The organism is Nannocystis exedens (assembly GCF_002343915.1).
GTDB lineage: Bacteria > Myxococcota_A > Polyangia > Nannocystales > Nannocystaceae > Nannocystis > Nannocystis exedens.
On the sequence record NZ_NETK01000001.1, the window covers coordinates 91,164 to 111,269 of the forward strand.

Here is a 20,106-nt window from a genome sequence, read left to right on the forward strand (position 1 = left end):
TCGTGCCAGCGCCTCGGCGCGACCGGCCTGCCGCCGTGCTTCGCCCGGCCCTCATCGCTCGCCCTCCGCCAGCACGGCCACGCGCGCCTCGGGCCGCAGCGCCTCGCGGGCGAAGCGGGCCACCTCCGCGGGCGTCACCGCCATCCACTCGTCGACGTCCTGCCCGCCTCCGAGCCGCTTGCCCGCGGCCGCCTCCGCGGCCAGCAGCGCCGCGCGGTCCTGCAGGTCCTGCTGCGCGCTGCGATGCGCTCGCGCGAGCCGCAGCCGCGCGCGTCGCACCGCAGGCTCGGCCAGCGCTCCCGCGGCCACTTGCGAGAGCACGCGATCGACCTCGGCGACCAGGCGCGTCGGTTCGCCGCCGACGCGGCCGATCACCCGCACGAAGAACACCGACTGATGCGGCAGGCTGCGCTGCGTCGCCTGGAACTCGGCCGCCTCCGGCGGACCCTCCGCGCGCGCCAGGCGGACGTACCCGCCGCGCTCCAGCGCCTCGGCGAGCACGTCCGCGGCCGCGTCGCCGTCCTCGTCGAGCGCCGGCGACGGCCATGCCATCAGCACCGCCGGCGCCGCGCCGACCGGCTGCTCGGCCGCGATCCGCAGCTCGCGGGGCCGCGTCACTCGCGGCACCGTGCGCGCCGCCGGCCGCGGCTGCGCCGGCAGGCCGCCGAAGTGCCGCTCGATCCACGCCGGCGTCTCGGCCGGCAGATCGCCGACCAGCACCAGCGTCGCGTTGCCCGGATGGACATGCTCGCCGAGGAACGCGTCGACGTCGGCGATCGTCGCCGCTGCCAGGTCTTCGGCGCTGCCGATGATCGCCCCGTGGTACGGGTGCCCCGCCGGGAACAACGCCGCCAGCGCCTGGATCTCGAGCCGGGCCAGCGGATCTTGCTCGGCCCGCTGCCGGCGCTCGTTGAGCACGATCCGCCGCACGCCCGCGAGCGTCGGCTCGCCGTGCTGCCCGCGCACGAAGCCCAGGCGATCGGCCTCGATCCACAGCACGTGCTCGGTCGCCTGCGCCGGCGCGGTATAATAGTACTCCGTCGAATAGAACCCGGTCTCGGCGTTGTTCGCGTGGGCCGACAGCACATACTCGAGGGTCTCGCGCCGGCCGCGATCGACGTGCGTCGAGCCCTCGTGGGCCACGTGCTCGACCACGTGGGCCAGCCCGCTGCGACCGCGCGGGTCGTCGACGCTGCCGGCGTGGACGCGCAGTCGCACCGCCACCAGCGGCGCTCGCCGGTCGTGGCGGAGGATCACCTCGAGCCCGTTGTCGAGCCGGTAGTGAGCGTCCTGCCCCGGCGTCACGACCGGGGCGGCGAGCAGCGCGAGCACGGCGGCGAGCATCGCCGTCAACGTACCGCGAGCCCGCGCCGCGGCGCCGCGGTCGCCGATCGGACGCGGGCGCCGTCCTCACCCGCGGGTCACGCGAGGCTGCTCGCGGATCACATCGGCCGCGGGCGGCACACCAGCAGCGTGTGGCTGACCCCGAGGTCGTCGTGCTCGCGCTCGACCTCGAGGCCGGCCGCGTGCACGCACGCGAGGAACGTCGTCGAGCGGTACATCTGGCTGGTGCCGTTGGCGATCGCCGTGAAGTAGAGCGACGTCATCTGCAGGCAGAAGCTCGCGGCCTCGAAGCGCTGGCGGTCCCAGAACGCCTCGAGGATGTAGATCTTGCAATTCGGCCCGGCCGCCGCGACGCAGCGGCGCAGGATCGACACGATCTCGGCCTCGGAGAAGCAGTCGAGGAACTGGCTCATCCAGATCGCGTCGAAGCCGGTCGGGATCGCCGAGCGCTCGTCGAGCAGGTCCGCCTCGTGGAAGCGCGCCCGCGCCAGCAGCCCCGCCTCGCGCAGGTTCTGCTCGGCGTTGCGGAGCTGCCCCGGCAGGTCCATCAGCGTCACCTCGACGTCCGGGTCGTGCTTCATGCACGCCGCCGCCCACTTGCCGGTGTTGCCGCCGATGTCGAGCAGCCGCTTCGGCTTGCCCGCGAACACCAGCGGCAGCGCCGCCCCGAACGCCCCGTCGGAGTAATAGTGGTCGAACTGGAACCACGACTTTCGCACCGACTCCGGCAATTGCGAAAGCCCGGCGTACACCGTCGGCCACTCGCCGAACACCTTGAGCCCCTCCGGCTTGCCCGACGCCACCGCCGCGTCGAGCGCGGCGATGCCGTGGTAATTCACGTCGCGGGTGAAGTCGAAGTTGGCGCGCGTCATCGGATCGTGCTGCACGTACACGCCGGTCTTGGTGATCCGATAGCGGCCGTCGACCTCGGTCACGAGCCCGATCCCGAGCCCCGCCTCGAGCACCACCCGCGTGCCGTAGATCGGCAGCTCCGCCGTTGCCGCGACCTCCTCGAGCGTGAGGCCCTCCCGGCTGCGCTCGATGGCGAGGAGGATCCCGCGGTCGCGCAGCACGCGGGCGGCCTGAAACACGAACGGCGCGAACGCGATCCACTGCGCGCGCTCCAGCGCCTCGAGCGCGGTGATGGGCTTGGGGACGTTTACGGACATGCCGAGGGCCCGACTTTCGCTCACCGCGGCCCCGCCGACGAGGCCCCGATGGCCCGGAGCGCGGCGCGCGCTTTCGCCCCGCGCCCGCACCCAGACCCGCGGCTACGGGGCCCCAGCCTCGCAGCGAGCCGGTCCCTCGCGCCCGGCGGCGGCCCGGGCGCCCGGCCGCCGCCGCGTTCGGCCCGGGCGATCTCCCTCGGGCGCCGAGACCGTCGAATTCGAAGGGCCGCGCTGCCGTTCTCGACACCTCATTCACGCGGCTCTCGCCGGGCCGACGCCGGACCGCCGCGAGCGGACAGCATGTCCTTGTGAGCATGTTCTGGAGGACATGCTCCGACGCCACGGCGCACGGCGTTCGGCGGCCGCGCGTCAGCCCGGTGTCGATGCCGATCTCGACGTCCTCGGCCCATTCGTCGCGGAGCCGCCCATCGGCGGAGGTCGTGCGCGACGCATGGTCCGTGCGAGCGACGGCGAATCGACCGAACGGGACGCTCGCGCCAATCCTGGATCGCTCGCACCTGCGTCGATTCGCGTGAATCCATCCGCTCGCGCGGCCCACGGCCCGGGCCGCGGCTCCGCGCCTCACACCGGCGGCGCGCAGTCCCTCGCGATCTGCGCCACCGCCTGCGCCCGCGGCAGCACCTGCTGGACCTCGCGGCTGCGCAGCGTCACCGCCTCGCTGCTCGCCTCGCGCGCGCCGATCACCGCGAGCATCGGTACTCCCTGCGCGTGGGCCTCGGCGACCCGGCGGGCCAGCGTCTCGCGGCGGTCGTCGAGCTCGACCCGGATCCCCGCCGCGCGCAGCTCGGCCACCATCGCCTCTGCGGCTGCTTGCTGGGCCGGGGCCACCGGCGCCACCACCACCTGCACGGGCGCCAGCCAGGCCGGCAGGGCCCCCGCGTGGTGCTCGAGCACGATCGCCAGGAAGCGCTCGAGGCTGCCGTAGATCGCCCGGTGCAGCATCGCCGGCCGGCGGCGCTGGCCGTGCTCGTCGATGTAATGCAGCCCGAAGCGCTCCGGCAGGTTGAAGTCGAGCTGGATCGTCCCGCACTGCCACGAGCGGCCGAGGCGGTCGCGCAGCGAGAACTCGAGCTTGGGCCCGTAGAACGCCCCCTCGCCCGGCTGCACCGCGTACTCGAGCCCCGCCTCGCTCGCGGCCGCCGCCAGCTGGGCCTCGGCGCGGTCCCACAGCGCGTCGTCGCCGACCCGCTCCGGCGGGCGCGTCGACAGCCCGACCGCGAATTCGTCGAACCCGAAGCCCGCGTAGAACTTGCGGGCCCCCTGGCAAAATCGCACGATCTCGGCCGCGATCTGCTCCTCCGCGCAGAACACGTGGCCGTCGTCCTGCGTGAACTGGCGCAGGCGGAACAGCCCGTGCAGCGTCCCGCTCGGCTCGTCGCGGTGGCACAGCCCGAACTCGCACAGGCGCAGCGGGAGGTCGCGGTACGACAGCGCGCTGCGCTGGGCGATCTGGATGTGCCCCGGACAGCTCACCGGCTTCAGCGCCGCGCCGCAGCCCTCGTCGGCGACTGCGAACATTCCGTGGCGGAAGTGCTGCCAGTGGCCGCTCTTCTCCCAGATCGGCTGTCTGAGCAATTGCGGCGTGCGGACCTCTCGATAGCCGTCGGCGCTCGCGCGCCGGCGGGCCGCGTCTTCGAGCGCGCGGGCCAGGATCAAGCCGCGCGGGTGCCAGAACACCATCGCCGGCGCCTCTTCCTGCAGGTGGAACAGGCCGAGGCGCGGGCCGAGGGCGCGGTGGTCGTGGGCGTCGAGGACGGAATGGGGGCTGATGTCGTGGCTCATGGCGGCGGTCTCCGGGGTGGAAAGGGCCGGCCGGACGGAGCGACGCCACCATGCGCGCAAAAGCCCCGCCGGCTCGGGCGGGGCTTCGCGGGGCGTGTCTTCGAGAGACTCTCAGCGCACGCGCACGCGACCGACCCCACCCGGAAGGGTGGTGGTAGTGGTCGCGGTGGTGGCGCGCCGGAGCATCGAATTTGGGGATACACGCGGCCTGCGAGGCGGTCAAGGCGAACGATCGTGCGGAAGCTCGTGGGCCCCCGGCACGCGAATGCCGGCACTGCCCACACCTGCGATTGCGATCACGACGTGCTCCACGCCGCGGCAACGATCGCGCCGTGTGCCGCCGATCACCGGTCCGCCGCGACGACCTGCCCCTTCGGACATCTCGCGCCGCGCCCTCGGCACGCCGTTCGCTCGCCGTTCCTCGGGCTCGTCCGAACATGTCTCTTCAGACAGCCCGGTCGCGCCCGCGCTCGCGGGCGTTCCCGCCCCCGCGAGAGCCAGGGCCGCGACCCGGCCGCGGACGACCGGGGTTCTCCGCGACGAGCGCCGCGCCGCCGCGACCCATCATCCCGTGTCTCCTGGGCCAGCCGCCACCCGGCCGCGGGCCTCCGCGACGAGGCTCGCCGCTCCGGCCCACCGTGACGGGCCTCCTCGGCCGGCCGCGACCCGGTGGCCGCGCGCCTCGCCGCCGCCCGCCCCGACATGTCTCTTCGGCCAGCCGGCCACCCGGCGCGGCGATCGCCCCGCCGACGTCCGCCGCCCCGCGCACCGCCGGCGCAGACCGCACGGCACATGTTCCTTCGGACAGCTCGCCCTCTCCTCGGGCCGCGGCCGAGCGCGCCCGTCCGGCGGGCGCCTCCGCCTCACGGCGCCCCGCTGCCGATCGCCGCGCGACCTGTCCTTTCGACCAGCCCCTGCCGCGGACGCGAGCGATCGCGCGCCCCGCCTGCGGGCGGGCCCGCTTCCGGGCGTGGCCGCGCTGTCGTATCACTGCGCCATGCCCACATCAGGCTCCGCGCCGGCTCCTCGCCGCGCGATCGTGGTCGGCGCCGGGATCGCCGGCCTCCTCGCCGCCCGCGTGCTCACGCGTCACTTCGAGCGCGTCACCATCCTCGATCGCGACAGCTTGCCGACCGGGCCCGAGCCGCGGGCCGGCGCCCCGCAGAGCCACCACGTCCACGTCCTGCTGACGCGCGGCTGGCAGATCATGAGCGAGCAGTTCCCCGGCCTCGGCGACGCGCTCGCCGCGGCGGGCGCCCACGAGATCGACTGGCTGGGCGACGTCGCCTGGCACACCCCGTTCGGCCAGGCGCCGCGGGTCCCCTCGCCGCTGCGCTCGCGCGCCTGCACCCGGGGCTTGCTCGAGTACCACCTGCGCACCGCTCTGGTCGCCGACGAGCGCGTGCGCGTCCACTCCGGCGCCGAGGTCACCGGGCTGCAGGCGGTCGGCGAGCGGATCGTCGGCGTGCAGGTCCACCGCCGCAGCGGCGCGCCCGAGCTCGCCGCCGACGAGCTGCGCGCCGACCTCGTCGTCGACGCCGGCGGGCGCGCCAGCAGGGCGCCGACCTGGTTGGCCGCGCTCGGCTACCTCGAGCCGCCCGAGACCATCATCGACGCCCAGCTCGGCTACGCCACCCGCCTCTACGAGCTGCGCGCCCGGCCCGACTGGAAGGTCCTCTACGTCATGGGCAAGCCGGGCAAGAACCCGCGCGGCGGGGTCGTCTATCCGGTCGAGGGCGGGCGCCACATCGTCACCCTCGTCGGCTACGGCGGCGTGTTCCCGCCGGTCGACGAGGCCGGCTTCCTCGAGTTCGCCGGCGCGCTCGAGACCCCCGCCCTGCGCGACGTCCTCGCCGGCGCCACGCCCTGCTCCGCCATCCACGGCTACCGCAAGACCGAGAACCGCCTGCGCCACTACGAGAAGCTGCGCCGCTGGCCCGGCGGCTTCGTCGTCCTCGGCGACGCCGCCTGCGCCCTCAACCCGGTCTACGGCCAGGGCATGAGCGTCGCCGCCGTCGCCGCCACCGCCCTCGACGCCGCCCTGCGCGCGGGTTCCGACGAGCCGTTCGGCCTGCGCTTCCAGCGTCGCCTCGCCGCCGGCAACCTCGCCGCCTTCATGACCGCCAGCAGCGACGACCTGCGCTGGCCCGGGACCACCGGCAAGGTCTCCCCTGGCCTCAAGGTCATGCACCGCTTCGTCGACCGGATCTTCGCCGCCGCCACCCGCTCGCCCGAGCTCCACCTGCGCCTGGTCGAGGTCCTGCACCTGATGCGCCCGAGCAGCGCCCTGTTCCACCCGAGCGTGCTGCGCCGGGCCCTGCTGCCCGGCCGCGAGCGATGACTGTCTCCAAGGACATGCCCGATGCGACATGTCCCGGAACCCATGTTCGCAGCCGACGAGCGTCGGCGGCGCCCGCCCCCGGCCGCCCTCGCGCTCACGGCCGCAGGTCGACCAGCCACGGCCAGCCGAGCGCCCCGGGCCGCGTCGTCAGGATCAACGAGCCCGGCGCCTTCGGCAATGTCCCCAGGACCCTGTCGTTCGGGACAGCCAGGCGGGTCGCCGGGCCGCCGGCCGCCAGCCCGTCCACCTCGACCAGCACCAGCGTCTCGCTGCGGTCGACCACCCGCGCCGGCAGGCGGGTCGCCACTTCGGGCCCGCGGTCGAACGCCGCGTTGGCCCACAGCGCCAGCTTCATCCCCGCGAACGGCGTCGTCAGCAGGAACGCCGCCGCGCTGAGCGTGAACCACCGCAGCGAGTCGGGCGCGCCGCGCAGGCCGAGCCCCAGCGGCACCAGCAGCACCAGCCACAACAGCGCGCCGAGCCCGAGCGCGCCGAACACCGGCCCCCACGCCAGCACCGGCGGCGGGCGCAGCAGCACCGCCAGCCCGAGGGTGAGCAGCCACGCGAACGCGATCACGAAGATGTGCCCGACCGATCGCCGCCGCACCAGCTCGCCGCGGGTCGGCATGTCCTTCGGGACAGCCATCGCCGCCGCCAGCGCGCGCAGCGACGTCACCAGCGCCTGCGCGACCGAGGTCTCGGCGAGCTGCGCCGCCGACAGCCGCGCCGTCACGCGGCCCTCGCCGAGCTGGACCTCGCGGGCCGGCCCGCGCACCAGCGCCACCGCGGCCGCGCGCGCGGCCGGATCGGCCAGCGCCCGGGCCACGAGCGCGTCGGGGGCCTCGGACTCGACGTAGACCGCCGCGTCGAACGCCGGGTCGCCGAGCTGCAGCTCGCGGTTGAGGCCGACCGCCTTGCCGCCGCGGTCGAGCGCGTCCTCGGCCCGCAGCACGATCCGCGGCGTCTCGGCCGCGTCCGCGCGCAGCACCGCGAACACCGCGCCGACGCAGGCGCCCTCCTCGAGCTCGGGATACACGTGGACCTCGGGACCTGTCCCGAAGCGCAGCACGAACGGCGCCAGCTCGCTGCGCCCGCCCGCGTCCGCCGCCAGGGTCTCGCCGCCGAGCGCCTCCGCGAGCCGTGCGAATTCCATGCGCCGCAGCATGGCCCGCGCCGGCCCGCCGGACAAGGCCCGCCGCCCGCCCCGCGCGGACGAACCCGCCCCCTGTCCTCGCCGCGAACGCCGTTGCCCGCCCGCACCCCGACGCAAGGAGGACGTCTCCGGGCGTCCCGGCTCGTCCGTCGCACCCACGCTCGGCGCCGGCTCCCTCGCGGCAAGCCGCGCCGCCCCTCGCGAGCGCCGCCGAGCAGCGCCCCGCATGGCCTCCATCCCTCGTGTCCTCGGCGCCATGTCCCTCGCGCCATGTCCTCCTTGCCATGTCCTTTCGGGCATGCCTCTGACGACATGCCCCTCGAACCAGTCGCCCCGCTACAGCCGCGTCTCGACCTCGACCACCTCGGGCGGCGTCGGCGCCTGCAGGAACTCGAGCGCCGAGGCGTTGCCGCGCAGGTGGAGGTCGAAGAACGCGACCGCGTAGGCGGCCACGATCGCCCGCGCCTGCAGCGGCTCGAGGTAGACGAACTCGGAGCCGTCGGTCTGGCGGGCGCCCGGGCCGCAGCCGGCGTCGAACTGCTCGGCCAGGCCGCAGATGTCGGTCGGGCCCCAGTGGCCGGCGTCCTTCATCCGCACCAGGTAGGCCGGCGTGGCCGCGGCGTCGAAGTTCGACTCGATGAGCTGGTTGCCGAGCTTGCCGATGCTGTTGTCCTCGGCGGCGAGCACGAACAGCTGCGGCTCGTCGATCGCCGCCAGCATCGTGCCGGGGAAGATCGGGTTCTGGACCGGCGCCGCGATCGGCAGCGCGGCGACGATCCGGTCGTCCTCCTGCGCCAGCCGCCCGGCCGTCGCGGCCCCGTAGCTGTGCCCCATCGCGCCGATGCGGGTCGGGTCGATCGCGCCGCGGATCGCCGCGGGGACCGCCGAGTTGCCGGCGTCGAGCACCGCGTCGAGCACGGCGATCTGGTCGGCCACGCGGACCTGCAGGAACGCCTCGTCGAGCGGCGCCTGCGGCTCGTCGAACAGCGTGTTGCCGGCGTGGTCGGGCGCGACCACCACGAACCCGTAACTGGCCAGGTGCTCGGCGAGCGTGAACATCGAGAAGCGCACGCAGCCGTGGCAGTGCGAGAACATCACCAGCGGGTACGGCCCCGTGCCCGCCGACGCGGCGTCGCGCGCCGAGCGGGTCTGTTCGCGCACGCCGACCTGCCCGTGCTCCGACAGCTTGGCCAGCAGCGCCACCATCATCTCGCGCTGCGGGCCCTCCGGCACGAACTCGGCGATCGGGTGCCCGGCGTCGGCGGCCGCCTGCGCCGACACGTCGGCCGGGTACCACGCCTCGACCAGCAGCGTGCGGTCGCCGGCGACCACCGAGAACGTCGCGTTGCCGACCGGCGCCCCCCCGGGCGCGTCGTAGTCGTCCTGCGACCCCTGGCCCGAGGTCCCCGTGCCGGTCGGGTCGAGGCTGTCGCTCTCCGTCGTCCCGCCGCTGGTCGTCGGCGTGTCCGTCCCGGCCTCGGTCCCGCCCGATTCGGGCGGTCCTTCGACCGTCGTCGACGAGATCTGCGTGTCCCCGCCGTCGCTGCCGCCGGCGCTCTCGCCGGGACCGGAGGTGGCCGCCGCGGTGCTGCACGCGGCGAGGAGGAGAGTAAGCGAAGCGAAGCGGCGCATGCCGCCGTTTTACCCGACCTCGCGCCGCCCCGTGAGGCCCTCGCAGAACCGTTCGACCGCCGCCCCGATCTCCTGGTGGTGCTCGAACAGGCTGGTGTGAGTCCCGTCGGCCAGGCGAAGGAGCCGACTGCCCGGGATCGCGCGATGCAGCGGCACGCCGACCCGGGGCGCCGGCGCGAACACGTCGCGGTCGCCGGCCACGATCAGCGTCGGCGCGGCGATCCGCGGCAGCAGATCGGCCGCGGAGTGGCTCTGGGCCGCCAGCGCCATCGCCGCGAGCGTGCCCGGGTCGAGCTCGCGCACGAAGTGTTCGATGTACAGCTTCACGTCGGCCGGCGCGGCCGCGGGGCCGATGAGCCCGAGCCACTGGCCGAGCCGCCGGCTGCCCGGCAGCCCGACGATCGAGCGCACCCCGCGGAACGCCAGGCGAAAGCCCGGCGCGGGCAGGCGCGCGATGAGCCCGTGCAGCGCCGGCCCGAACGGCCCGAGCGCCGCGTCGAACACCCGCCCCGAAGGCCCGAGCAGCAGCGCCAGCCCGCGCACCCGCGCCGGCGCGGCGCGGTAGATCTCGAGCGCCACCTGGCAGCCCATCGAGAAGCCGACCGGTACCGCCTCGGCCAGCCCCTCGGCCTCGAGGATCTGCAGGGCGTCGCGCGCCAGCGCCGGGATCTCGACGCCCGCGGCCGTGCGCGCCGGCTCGCTGCGCCCGTGCCCCTTGAGGTCCCACGTGATCACCGTGAAGCGCCGGGCCCAGCGCGGCGCCAGGTGGGTCCAGAAGAACCGCGAGGTCGTGATGCCATTGCACAGCAGCAGCGTCGGCCCCTCGCCCTCACGGCGGTAGACCACGCGGGTGCCGTCGGCGGCGACGATGGAGCGATCGGGGGCGGTCATGCCGGCGGCGGCGAGGATGCCACGACCTCGGCAAAAGAAAACCCGCCGGCCGCGGCAGAGGGGGGAAGGCCGGGCCGGCGGGTCGAGTGGATGTCTTTTCGGTCATGTACGAACGGGCACCTCGCCTCGCGCCGCGCTCACCAGCGGATCCGCACCCGCCCGTCGCCGGCGCGCACCCCCGGCAGGCCGCGGCCGGCCGGGTCGTCGCCGACGAGCGACGACCCGCCGCCGCCCCCCGCCGCGTGGGCCGAGCCGCCGCCGAACCAGCCGCCGCCGCCCCCCGCCACGTGATAGAGGCCCCCGCCGCCGCCCTCGCCGAACCGGCCCGCCTCGCCGGGCGTCGAGCCCACGGCCCCGCCCTGGCTCTGCGTCCCGCCGCCGGCCGCCTGCCACTCGGGCAGCAGCGCCACCCCGGGCCCGCCGATCGCAAGCCCGCCTGGCCCGCCGGCGCCGTGGTCCGGGCACCCGCACTGTCCGCCCCCGCCGCCGCCGGCGACGACGATCCGGTCGTCGAGCGTCGTGCCGCCGTGGCGCACGTCGCTGGCTCCGCCGCCGCCGCCCGCGAACGCTCCGCCGAGGCCGCCGCCGTTGTAGCCCGCCGCGCCCTCGAGCCCGCCGCGCCCGCCGACGCGGATCTGCAGCGCCTCCCCGGGCTCCACGTCGAGCTCCGCCCGCACGTAGGCGCCGAGCCCTCCGTCGTCCTGCTCGGGCCCCTCGCAGCAGCGCGAGCCGCCGCCCTGCGCGCCCCACAGCTCGACGGTGATCCGCGACACGCAGTCGGGCACCACGAACGTCTCCGGCGCGCCGGTGAATGCGAACTCGCGCGCCCCTCCGCCGGGCGTCACGCGCGTGCGCTCGACGCAGCGGCCGTCGCAGCGGATCTGGCCGACCTCGCAGGGCGCCTCACAAAAGCCCGCCGCGCACGCGCCGGCGCACACACGCCCGCAACCACCGCAGTGACGCGCATCGAACCGGACGTCGACGCACTCGTCCTCGCACAGGTCGAGCGCCTCCGCCTCGCACGCGCGCGCCAGCACCTCGTCGGTCTCGGCTTCGGACTCGTCCTCGACGTCGGCGAACGAGATCGGCACCGGCCGCGGTTGGCGAGCGTCGTTGATCTCGTCGCAGCCGCCGATCACGATTGCGAGCGTCACCGACACCGTACGCCATCGACCCTCGAGTACCATCTGCACGGCCTCCCCTGCGACCTGTAGGCATGATGCGCACGAGGCAGCCACGCAAACACCGCTGTGTCGCCGGTCACCCGCGATCGCTTCACGCGCACGGCGGTCACATGTCTCTCGCGACATGTCCCGCAGAACAGCCACGCGACGCGGTCCGCGATCGGCTGGGCCGCCGTCGCCCACCGCCGTCCGAGCGCGCTCCAGCGCCGCGCGGTTCGGTCACCGCGGAGTCCTCCGGGTCGCCCGGCAGCGCCCGGCCCGCGCGCTTCGTCGTCGCCGACGCGGATCCGATCCCACCGCAGCGAGCGACCGGCTCCGCGCCTCCGCGCCTCCCGGCGCGTGAGCAGGGCCGCGGCGCGACGACCAGGCCCCGCGCGCAGCGAGCCTCCGACATCACCAGCGACCTCCGTCACCAGAAGATCTGGATCGCACCGTCGCCGCCGCGGGCGCCCGCCTCGAACGCCACCGCCTCGACGTCGACGGCCACGTGCGACGACCCGCCGCCGCCGCCCGCGCCGAACGCTCCGCCGCCGCCGTACCAGCCGCCACCGCCGCCCGCCACGTGGTAGCGCGCCGCGCCGCCGCCGAGCCCGAACACGCCGGTTTGCCCGGGCGACGAGCCCGCCACGCCGCCGGCGTGTTGCTTGCCGCCGCCGCCCGCGTTCCAGGACGCGTCGCCCACGACCCCGTCTTCTCCGACCAGCCCGCCGCCGTGGCCGCCCGCGCCGTGGTCCGGAAAGCCGCACGAGCCTCCGCCGCCGCCGCCGACCACCAGCGCGCGATCGATCAGACTCGCGCCGCCGATCCGGATGTCCGATCCGCCGCCGCCGCCGCCCCCCCACACGCCCCCGCGTCCGCCCCCGTTCCACCCGGGCGCCCCATCGATCCCGCCGCGCCCGCCGACCAGCACCAGCAGCACCTCGCCCGGGCGCACCGGCAGCTCGGCGCGCAGCCAGCCGCCGAGACCACCGTCCATTTGCACGTCGGGCAGCCCGTGGATCTCGTCGGTACTGCATCGACTCGGACCGCCCTGGGCGCCCCACAGCTCGACCGTCAACCGCGTCACGCACTCCGGCACCACGAACACCTGCGGTCCGCCCGTGAACGCGAACCCGCGCCCGCCCGGGCCCGCGCACATCGGCATCGCGTCCGGCACCATCTCGTCGAACCCCGCGATGTCGGGATGGTGACAACCCAGCAGCGCCACGAGCGCCGCGGCCCCGCGTCCGGGCCGAATATGTGAGCCGCTCCCCTGCATCGCGCCCCCTTCTCCACAGATGCGCGGCGCCGTCCGCGACGCAAACCGAGGCCGTGCTGCGCGTCACGCCGGGGATGCGTATGTCCCCTCGGACATGGCCTGCCACGAAGCAACATGTCCTTTTGGACAGCTTTATCGCATGCGGTGTCTGCGGCTGCGCGCGTCCGGCGGGCGCGCCCCCGCTCTCCTGGTGCGCCCGCTTCGAGGGTGTCAACATGTCCTTTCGGACATCTTGATGGTATGTCAGGATTGTGTCCCGGGCGAGCCCCGGTTTTCCTGTCGCATGCGCTTCCGATGAAGCGACATGTCCTTTTAAACAGCCTCATCGCGTGCGGGGTCTGCGGCTGCGCGCGCGTCCATCCGCGGAGCCTGAACTCCCGCAGCGCGTCCTATGAACGGCAGAACATGTCCTTTCAGACATTCCAACCGCGCGCCCGACGGTCTCCTCGGCGTGTCTCTTCGGACATGCCCTCATGAACATCTGCCCCCCGCCCGAAGGCGCGCTCACGACGGCGTCCGCGGCGGATCGCTGGGCCCGCCGCTCGCCCGCTCACCCGATCTCGCCGCGCCGCGCCCGGCCGAACGCCACGCGCCGCAGCAGCAGGTCGAGGATCAAGAGCGGCAGCGCCAGCGCCCACAGCACCTCGGGCCAGACCGCGCGCTGGCGGGTCCCCTGCGGCGCGCCCGGGGTCGTCACCACCGCGTCGATCGGCCCCGAGTGCGTCCCTTCGGGCGCCAGCGTGGCCAGCCAGGCCGGGTCGGCGCCGAGCTGGTCGGGCGCCAGCTCGCTCGGGTACGGCACGCTCGCCTGCCCGGTCGCCTCGGCCACCAGGCGCGGCGGCGTCTGGCCGTCGTCGAACATCTGCGCCCGGATCAGCCGCTGCCCCGCGCGCACCCCGAGGACGGTCGCCTCGTAGCGGCCGGGCGCCGTCAGCTGGGTCGCCAGCGTCGTCGTGTGGCCCTCGGAGCCGGGCGGGAGCGACGGGTCGATCACCTGCAGCTCGCCGCGCAGGTCGCTGACGAAGCCGGTGCTCGCGTCGAGGTCGACCACCGCGCGGAAGCTGCCCTCGTCGGCGCCGGGCGTGATCCGCAGCGACGCCCCGCCGAGCGACGCGGCGCCCTGGCGCATCAGGTCGCGGGCCACCTGCGACCAGAACTTGGGGAACCCGTCCCAGCCGATCCAGCGGTGGGCCCAGCGCGGCTTGGCGTCGGACGCGAACGCGGCGGTGCGGCCGAGCCCGCGGCGGCCGCGGACCAGCAGCGGGTCGCCGACGTGCGTGCGCAGCAGCAGCTCGGCCAGCGGCTTGACCTTCAGCGGGATCACCCCGCCGAGGCCGGGCGCGCGGTCGAAGTCGATCCCGCGCAGCACCTGCGCGCTCTTGGCCACGCGCGCGAACAGGTCGCGCTCGACCACCGCGTTGCGCGTCACCTCGCGGGTCTCGCGGGAGAAGATCCGCGGCACGTCGGTGCCGTCCTGGCTGAAGTAGTAGCGGCCGCGGCCGCGCTCGGCCACGCGGGCGAGGAAGTCCTTGCCCGCGCCCGCGCCGACGCCGACCGCCGACACCGTGATGTCGGCGTCGCGCATGTCGGTGATCAGCGCCGACACCCCGGCCTCCGGCGACTGCCCGTCGGACAGCAGGATCACGTGCTTGACCAGCGCCTTGCTGCCGGCGAGCTGCATGTACGCCTCGCGCAGGGCCGGCAGCGCGTTCGTCCCGCCGCCGGCGCTGAGCCTGCGGATGTCGCCCGCGATCCGGATCCGGTTGGCCGCCGGCTGCAGGCGCACCAGCGTGACCGGCCGCGAGTCGAACGCGATCACCCCGATCTCGTCGCCCGGGTCGAGCGTGCTGGCCGTCGAGCGAGCTGCCTCTTTGACCAGGTCGAGGCGGTCCTCGCTCGACATCGACCCGCTCTTGTCGATCACCAGCACCAGCGCCAGGGTCGGCTGTTCGCGCTGGCGCTCGCCCTCGAAGCGGACCGGCAGCACGTCCTCGAGCACGCTGCCGCCCCAGCCGCCGACCCCGAACGCGCTCTCGCCGCCGATCATCACGAAGCCGCCGCCGTCCTGGACCCACTTGGCGATCGCCTGCTGCTGCGCCCCTGACACGTGGCGCGACGGCACGTCGGACAGGATCACCAGGTCGTACGGCTGGAGTCCCTCGGGCGCCGCCGGGATCGCCGACGCCGCCTCCGCGTCGACTTGCAGGTGGTCGGCCCGCAGCGCCCGCGCGAGCGCCCCCGACGGGTCGCCCTCCCCGACCAGCAGCACGCGCGGTCGCCCGCGGACGTCGCCGACGGCCGCCGCGCGGTCGTTGTCGACGCTGCGGTTGTCGGCCGCGTCGAGCTCGGCCGCGTCGAGCCGGGCCGCGACCACGATCGGCCCCGCCGCGTTGGCGCGGACCGGCACCTTGATCTGCTGCGGCCCGCCGCGCAGCGTCACCTCGACGCTCGGCGACAGCGGGTTCGGCACCCCGTCCTTCTCGACGTACAGCGTGAGCGTGCGCGGCCCGCTGGCCCACACGTCGATCGCCGCGTCGAACGTCTGCCCGACCCGCAGCTCGCCCGGCAGGTGCACGCCCGCGACCAGCACGTCGCCGCGGGCCGCCGGCGCGGCGGTGCGGGTGTGCAGCGCGACCCCGCGGCGGCGCAGCCCCTCGGCCGCCGCGATCAGGTCGGTGCGCTCGGCCACGCTCGCCGCCCCGTCGCTGACCAGCACGACCCGGCCCTCGGTGTCGGGGTCGAGCAGCGCCTCGGCCAGCCGCAGCGCCCCCGCGTGATCGCTGGCCAGCCCACCGCCTGGCTCTCGGGACAGCTCGACTTCACCTGTCTCTTCGGACAGCGGCACCGCCTGCGCCCGGCTCGCGTAGCTCACCAGGCGCAGCCGCGTGCGGTCGTCGCGGTCGCCGGTCTCGGCTTTCACCAGCCGGACCACCTCGCGGGCCACCGCCGTGAACGCCGCCAGCTGACCGTCGTCGACGCTGGCCGACACGTCGACCGCCACCACCACCGTCTTGCCGCGGCGCGGCGCCTGCAGGCTCGGGGCCGCCAGCGCCAGCGCCAGCGCCAGCAGCAGCAGCACGCGGGCGGCGAACTGCAGCGCGACCTGCCAGCCCGGGAGGTCGACCAGCGAGCGGCGCGCGACCGCGACGAGGAACGGCAGCAGCGCGACCGGCATGAGCCACAGCACGCTCGGGCGCGTCAGCACCAGCGTGCGGTCGCCGGCCTCGGACAACCTCGCCGCCAGCCACTCGGGCAGGGTGAACAAAAGGACAGGAACGTCGGGGCCGAAGCGGTGCAGCGCGGCCGCGGCGACGAGGCCGAGCGCGAGCCACAGCAAGGCCCACGGGCGAGCCCCGGAGGCGGGAGCGCGGGTCACGGGCGCACCGGGGCGCGCGGGCCGGGGGAGGATCGCATCGGCGAGGGTCCGGCAACCATAGCGCCCCGGGCCGCCCGGCAAAAGCCGGCCTGCTGCCGGACGGCGTCGCCGGCGCGGCCGGGTTGCGCGGAAGCGGCAGGGCGGTTAGGGTGCCGCCCACCCGAAGGAAGCGCTGTGAAGCCGATCGAGATCTGTCAACACCTGGGCCAAGGCCACATCGACGCGTACTACGACGAGCTCTCCGGCAAGGAAGTCCGCGAGGTGCTCAAGGCGGGCGGCTGCAGCGTCAACGTCCCGCCGACCGCGTACACCCAGGCCGCCCGCCGCCGCGCGTGGCGCCGCCGCTTCGACACGGAGCTCGCCGGCGGCAACGACAACCTCGCGCTCGCGCTCCTGCTCGAGTGGCTCATGCGCCACCACCGCCAGATGCTGGTCGACTACCTCGACTTCCTCGGCGTGAAGCACACCATGGGCGAGACCGACGAGGATTTCTGCGTCACCAACACGCCCGAGAAGCTGCGCGAGGGCGTCGCCGAGCTGCTCAAGAAGTACCCGCCGGCGCACGTCGCCAGCTACCTGCTGCTGGTCGGCCACCTGCAGGACACCCCGGTGTTCGACCAGACCCCCGAGGTCCTCAAGGCTCTCGGCGTCGAGGACGCCGCCGCCGCCGAGTACATCGAGAAGCACAAGCAGACCTACAAGCCGCGCATGCGCCAGCAGCAGGCCGCCTCCTGAGGTCCGCCGTGGATCGCCTGGCGATGCTCCGACAGTTCGTGGCCCAAAAGCCAGGTGAGGCGTTCCCGCGCTACGGCCTGGCGATGGAGCTGAAGCGCCGCGGACAGCTCGCCGAGGCGATCGCCGAGTTCCGCGAGCTCATCGCCAAGATCCCCGAGTACGTGCCCGCCTACTTGATGGCCGGCAACACCCTGGTCGAGGCCGGCGACCGCGACGGCGCGCTGCAGGTCTTCGATCAGGGCGTCCAGGCCGCGCGCGCGGCCGGCGACGCGCACGCGCTCGGCGAGCTCGAATCCGCCCGCGCGGCGCTGGAAGGGTGAGCGCCACGTCCAGCCTCGCCGACGCCGCCGCGATCGACCTGGTGTTCGCCAGTCCGCGGCGGCTGCCCAAGCCCGCGAGCCTGCGCGGCCGCGTCGTCGTGCTCGACGTCGCGTTCGCGGCCGAGGGCATCGGCAGCGGCTTCGACAAGATCACCGGCAAGTTCCTCACCGGCCTCGGCGCGCGCCTGGCCCGGTGGGTCGACCACCACGATCACGAGCGCCACGCCCAGTTCCGCGGCGACCGGCGGTTCGTGCTCCACACCAAAGCCGAGCACGGCGCCTGCCCCGAGATCATCACCCCGCAGATGGTCGAAGAGACAGGTCCGGTCGACACCATCGTCGCCCACTTCGACCTCGACGGCCTCTACTCGGCCGCCAAGTGGCTGCTCCGCGGCGTCGAGCCCTACCCCGGCGCCGACGCCGACGCCCGCGCCGTCGACACCCGGACCGGCGCCGTCGGCCCGATCGGCGCGCTCGTCGACAAGGCCCTGCGGGCTCACTACGAGGACACCGTCCTCCTCAACAAGATCGTCCGCTGGCTGGTCGCCGGCCGCCCGCGCGGGCCCGAGCAGGAGGCGATCGCCGCCGCCGCCGCCGACTTCGACGCCATGGCTGCCGAGGCGGCCGCGCTGGCCCGCGCCTACGTCGTCGAGGACGGCGTCGCCCTCGTGCGCGTGCCCTCGAACCCGCGCCCGTTCGACAAGACCGAGCTGCTTCTGCTCGGCCAGGAGCGCGCCCCCGTGGCCGTCGTCGTCGACGGCCAGACCCTGAACATCGCCGCCGGCTTCGACAGCGGCCTCGACTTCGTCGCCCTGCTCGGCCTCGGCGGCGGCATGCCGACGCGCGTCAGCGTGCCCGCCTCGCGCCTCGACGCCACGCTCGACAAGATCCGCGCCGCCCTGCGCGCGCGCGGCTGAACCTGCCCCTCGGGACACTGTCGCATTCGACATGTCCCGAGAGACATACTCTCTCCGCGCGGTCACCTGTCCCCCGCCCGCGCGAAAGGGGACCGGTCCCGACCGCTCCTCCGGGCGGCCCTCGGTCGCCGGGCCCGACGCGGAATCACATGTCCCGAAGGACATCCCGCAGGCGGCCGGTCACCTGTCCTCGGCCTCGCACGGGCCCGACATGTCCCGAGAGACATCTCTGTCTCCAGGCCGCCCTGTCGCCGTCTGTCCGCAGCGGGCGCTCACGCGCCCCTCCGGCTCTTGATCGCGCCCAGATCGAGCGCTCACGAGGTGTTGCAGGTCGGGGACGCAAATAGGACCCTGGCGCCCGCAGTCCGAGTGCCCACCACGGGCCGACCCCCCAGGAGCATGAACATGTCGCATCGTCCTCGTCTGTCCCTGATCGCCGCGCTGACGGCCGTGATGATCCCCGCCGTCGCCTTCGCCGACTCCAACGGCACCGTCGGCAACGTCGAAGCCGTCACCCTCTACGAGAGCAGCAGCGACAACCACGCCATGTTCAACGGCTCGGTCACGATCAAGGAGAAGACCGGCCAGAAGCGCGACTACAAGTGGGGCGGCTCGCTGTGCCCCGGCCGCGAGCTCAGCGCCAACTCGATCAACCTCCTGTTCGAGGCCCTGCGCGCTAAGAAGCAGGTCGAGCTCACGCCGACTTACAAGGCCGGCAACGGCGGCGAGCGCTGCCTCACCGGCTTCAAGCTCGAGAGCCGCTGAACCATCGCCCCGCCGGCCGTCGCCGCTCCCCCCGGCGACGATCGCCGGCGACCTCGCGGCCGGATCGGTGGCCCGGCCGGCGAATTCCGATCATGATCGTCGCCGCGGAGGCCGGAGCCATGGGCATGCTGATCGACGGCGTGTGGACGACGAAGCGGTACGAGCCGGACGAGGCCGGCAAATTCGTGCGCGAACAGTCGCAGTTCCGCGACCGCGTGACCGCCGGCGACAGCTCGGGCCACCCGGCGGTCGCAGGCCGCTACCACCTCTATGTCGCCCACGCCTGCCCCTGGGTTCACCGGACGCTGCTGGCCCGCGGGCTGCTCGGCCTCGAGCAGGCGATCTCGATCTCGGTCGTCGACCCCTTCATGGGCGACGACGGCTGGGCCTTCACCGACCGCGACGGCTGCGTCCCCGACCCGATCTTCGGCGCTCGCTTCCTGCGCTCGATCTACCTCCGCGCCGACCCGGGCTACAGCGGCCGCGTCACCGTGCCCGTGCTGTGGGACCGCGAGCGCGCGACGATCGTGTGCAACGAGTCGCGCGAGCTGCTGCGCATGCTCGACGTCGAGTTCGCGGCGCTGCACACCCGGCCGATCACGCTGTTCCCGGAGCCGCTGCAGCGCCGCGTCGACCGCACAATCGACCAGATCTACGAGCCGATCAACAACGGGGTGTACAAGGCCGGCTTCGCCACCCAGCAGGCCGCGTACGAGGAGGCGGTGCGCGAGCTGTTCGCCGCGCTCGACCACTGGGACGGCGTGCTCGCCGAGCAGCGGTTCTTGTGCGGCGACGTCGTCACCGAGGCCGACCTGTGCCTGTTCACCACCCTGCTGCGCTTCGACCCGGTCTATCACGGGCACTTCAAGTGCAACCTGCGGCGGATCGTCGACTACCCGCACCTGTCCGGTTACCTGCGCGACCTCTATCAATTGCCCGGCGTGGCCGAGCTGTGCCGCCTCGATCACATCAAGGAGCACTACTATCGCAGCCACCCGCACGTGAACCCGACGCGCATCGTCCCGCTCGGCCCGATCTCGACGCTCGAGCAGGCGCACGACCGCGGCCGCTTCGGCGGCGAGCTGTTCGCCCCGAAGTCGTGAGCGCGGCTCGTCCCGTCCGCAGAGCCGCAGCGAATGCACCGGCCGACCGCCCTGCCAGAAGGATGTCGCCGTCGCCGCCCTGCTCACGACCCCGGCCGCCCGGCTCACGTCCGCG

15 protein-coding genes are annotated in these 20,106 nt (G+C 74.4%); 6 read left to right on the forward strand and 9 right to left on the reverse strand.

Annotated elements, in window-relative coordinates; translation table 11 throughout:
- Positions 1-51 precede the first annotated feature (51 nt).
- The 3 genes from NAEX_RS00320 to thrS all read right to left on the reverse strand — a co-directional run bounded on the left by NAEX_RS00320 (position 52) and on the right by thrS (position 4,316).
- Positions 52-1,344, reverse strand: coding sequence for a M16 family metallopeptidase (locus NAEX_RS00320; RefSeq protein ID WP_096325534.1), 1,293 nt, complete (start codon positions 1,342-1,344; stop codon positions 52-54).
- A gap of 98 nt (positions 1,345-1,442) precedes the next feature.
- Positions 1,443-2,513, reverse strand: coding sequence for a methyltransferase (locus NAEX_RS00325; protein WP_096325535.1), 1,071 nt, complete (start codon positions 2,511-2,513; stop codon positions 1,443-1,445).
- A gap of 582 nt (positions 2,514-3,095) precedes the next feature.
- Positions 3,096-4,316 carry a threonine--tRNA ligase gene (thrS, locus tag NAEX_RS00330; protein ID WP_096325536.1) on the reverse strand — a complete coding sequence of 407 codons (1,221 nt, stop codon included), beginning with the start codon at positions 4,314-4,316 and terminating at the stop codon, positions 3,096-3,098.
- 997 nt (positions 4,317-5,313) lie between these two features.
- Here thrS and NAEX_RS00335 point away from each other — a divergent pair.
- Complete coding sequence (locus NAEX_RS00335; protein ID WP_143141269.1) at positions 5,314-6,657, forward strand: NAD(P)/FAD-dependent oxidoreductase; 1,344 nt, start codon at positions 5,314-5,316, stop codon at positions 6,655-6,657.
- 94 nt (positions 6,658-6,751) lie between these two features.
- Here NAEX_RS00335 and NAEX_RS00340 read toward each other — a convergent pair whose 3' ends face one another.
- The 6 genes from NAEX_RS00340 to NAEX_RS00365 all read right to left on the reverse strand — a co-directional run bounded on the left by NAEX_RS00340 (position 6,752) and on the right by NAEX_RS00365 (position 16,151).
- Complete coding sequence (locus tag NAEX_RS00340; protein WP_143141270.1) at positions 6,752-7,810, reverse strand: hypothetical protein; 1,059 nt, start codon at positions 7,808-7,810, stop codon at positions 6,752-6,754.
- Positions 7,811-8,146: 336 nt separating this feature from the next.
- Entirely contained in the window at positions 8,147-9,442 is a 1,296-nt protein-coding gene (locus tag NAEX_RS00345; protein WP_096325539.1) for an alpha/beta hydrolase family protein, read from the reverse strand.
- Positions 9,443-9,451: 9 nt separating this feature from the next.
- Positions 9,452-10,333, reverse strand: a complete 882-nt coding sequence (locus NAEX_RS00350; protein WP_096325540.1) for an alpha/beta fold hydrolase — start codon at positions 10,331-10,333, stop codon at positions 9,452-9,454.
- Between the two features lie 137 nt (positions 10,334-10,470).
- The gene (locus NAEX_RS00355; RefSeq protein ID WP_143141271.1) at positions 10,471-11,487 is read right to left on the reverse strand and encodes a glycine rich domain-containing protein; all 1,017 of its coding nucleotides are present in this window, start codon (positions 11,485-11,487) and stop codon (positions 10,471-10,473) included.
- A gap of 439 nt (positions 11,488-11,926) precedes the next feature.
- Positions 11,927-12,775: a glycine-rich protein gene (locus NAEX_RS00360; RefSeq protein ID WP_096325542.1), complete on the reverse strand. Its 849-nt coding sequence runs from the start codon at positions 12,773-12,775 to the stop codon at positions 11,927-11,929.
- Between the two features lie 550 nt (positions 12,776-13,325).
- Positions 13,326-16,151: a VWA domain-containing protein gene (locus tag NAEX_RS00365; protein ID WP_143141272.1), complete on the reverse strand. Its 2,826-nt coding sequence runs from the start codon at positions 16,149-16,151 to the stop codon at positions 13,326-13,328.
- A gap of 174 nt (positions 16,152-16,325) precedes the next feature.
- On the opposite strand from NAEX_RS00365, the gene NAEX_RS00370 reads away from it, so the two are divergent.
- The 5 genes from NAEX_RS00370 to NAEX_RS00390 all read left to right on the forward strand — a co-directional run bounded on the left by NAEX_RS00370 (position 16,326) and on the right by NAEX_RS00390 (position 19,991).
- Positions 16,326-16,886: a hypothetical protein gene (locus NAEX_RS00370; RefSeq protein WP_096325544.1), complete on the forward strand. Its 561-nt coding sequence runs from the start codon at positions 16,326-16,328 to the stop codon at positions 16,884-16,886.
- A gap of 8 nt (positions 16,887-16,894) precedes the next feature.
- The gene (locus NAEX_RS00375) at positions 16,895-17,206 is read left to right on the forward strand and encodes a tetratricopeptide repeat protein (RefSeq protein ID WP_096325545.1); all 312 of its coding nucleotides are present in this window, start codon (positions 16,895-16,897) and stop codon (positions 17,204-17,206) included.
- A complete protein-coding gene (locus NAEX_RS00380; protein WP_096325546.1) occupies positions 17,203-18,123 on the forward strand; it encodes a hypothetical protein in 921 nt (306 codons plus the stop codon). Before NAEX_RS00375 ends, NAEX_RS00380 begins: the two co-directional genes overlap by 4 nt.
- 405 nt (positions 18,124-18,528) lie before the next feature.
- Positions 18,529-18,888, forward strand: a complete 360-nt coding sequence (locus NAEX_RS00385; protein WP_143141274.1) for a hypothetical protein — start codon at positions 18,529-18,531, stop codon at positions 18,886-18,888.
- Positions 18,889-18,980: 92 nt separating this feature from the next.
- Entirely contained in the window at positions 18,981-19,991 is a 1,011-nt protein-coding gene (locus NAEX_RS00390; protein ID WP_275937602.1) for a glutathione S-transferase family protein, read from the forward strand.
- Positions 19,992-20,106: the final 115 nt, after the last annotated feature.

Excerpts from the sequence above, each read along its gene's own strand:
- NAEX_RS00320 (WP_096325534.1), bottom strand. The coding sequence starts at position 1,344 with ATGCTCGCCGCCGTGCTCGCGCTGCTCGCCGCCCCGGTCGTGACGCCG.
- NAEX_RS00325 (WP_096325535.1), bottom strand. The coding sequence starts at position 2,513 with ATGTCCGTAAACGTCCCCAAGCCCATCACCGCGCTCGAGGCGCTGGAG.
- thrS (WP_096325536.1), bottom strand. The coding sequence starts at position 4,316 with ATGAGCCACGACATCAGCCCCCATTCCGTCCTCGACGCCCACGACCAC.
- NAEX_RS00335 (WP_143141269.1), top strand. The coding sequence starts at position 5,314 with ATGCCCACATCAGGCTCCGCGCCGGCTCCTCGCCGCGCGATCGTGGTC.
- NAEX_RS00340 (WP_143141270.1), bottom strand. The coding sequence starts at position 7,810 with ATGGAATTCGCACGGCTCGCGGAGGCGCTCGGCGGCGAGACCCTGGCG.
- NAEX_RS00345 (WP_096325539.1), bottom strand. The coding sequence starts at position 9,442 with ATGCGCCGCTTCGCTTCGCTTACTCTCCTCCTCGCCGCGTGCAGCACC.
- NAEX_RS00350 (WP_096325540.1), bottom strand. The coding sequence starts at position 10,333 with ATGACCGCCCCCGATCGCTCCATCGTCGCCGCCGACGGCACCCGCGTG.
- NAEX_RS00360 (WP_096325542.1), bottom strand. The coding sequence starts at position 12,775 with ATGCAGGGGAGCGGCTCACATATTCGGCCCGGACGCGGGGCCGCGGCG.
- NAEX_RS00385 (WP_143141274.1), top strand. The coding sequence starts at position 18,529 with ATGTCGCATCGTCCTCGTCTGTCCCTGATCGCCGCGCTGACGGCCGTG.
- NAEX_RS00390 (WP_275937602.1), top strand. The coding sequence starts at position 18,981 with ATGATCGTCGCCGCGGAGGCCGGAGCCATGGGCATGCTGATCGACGGC.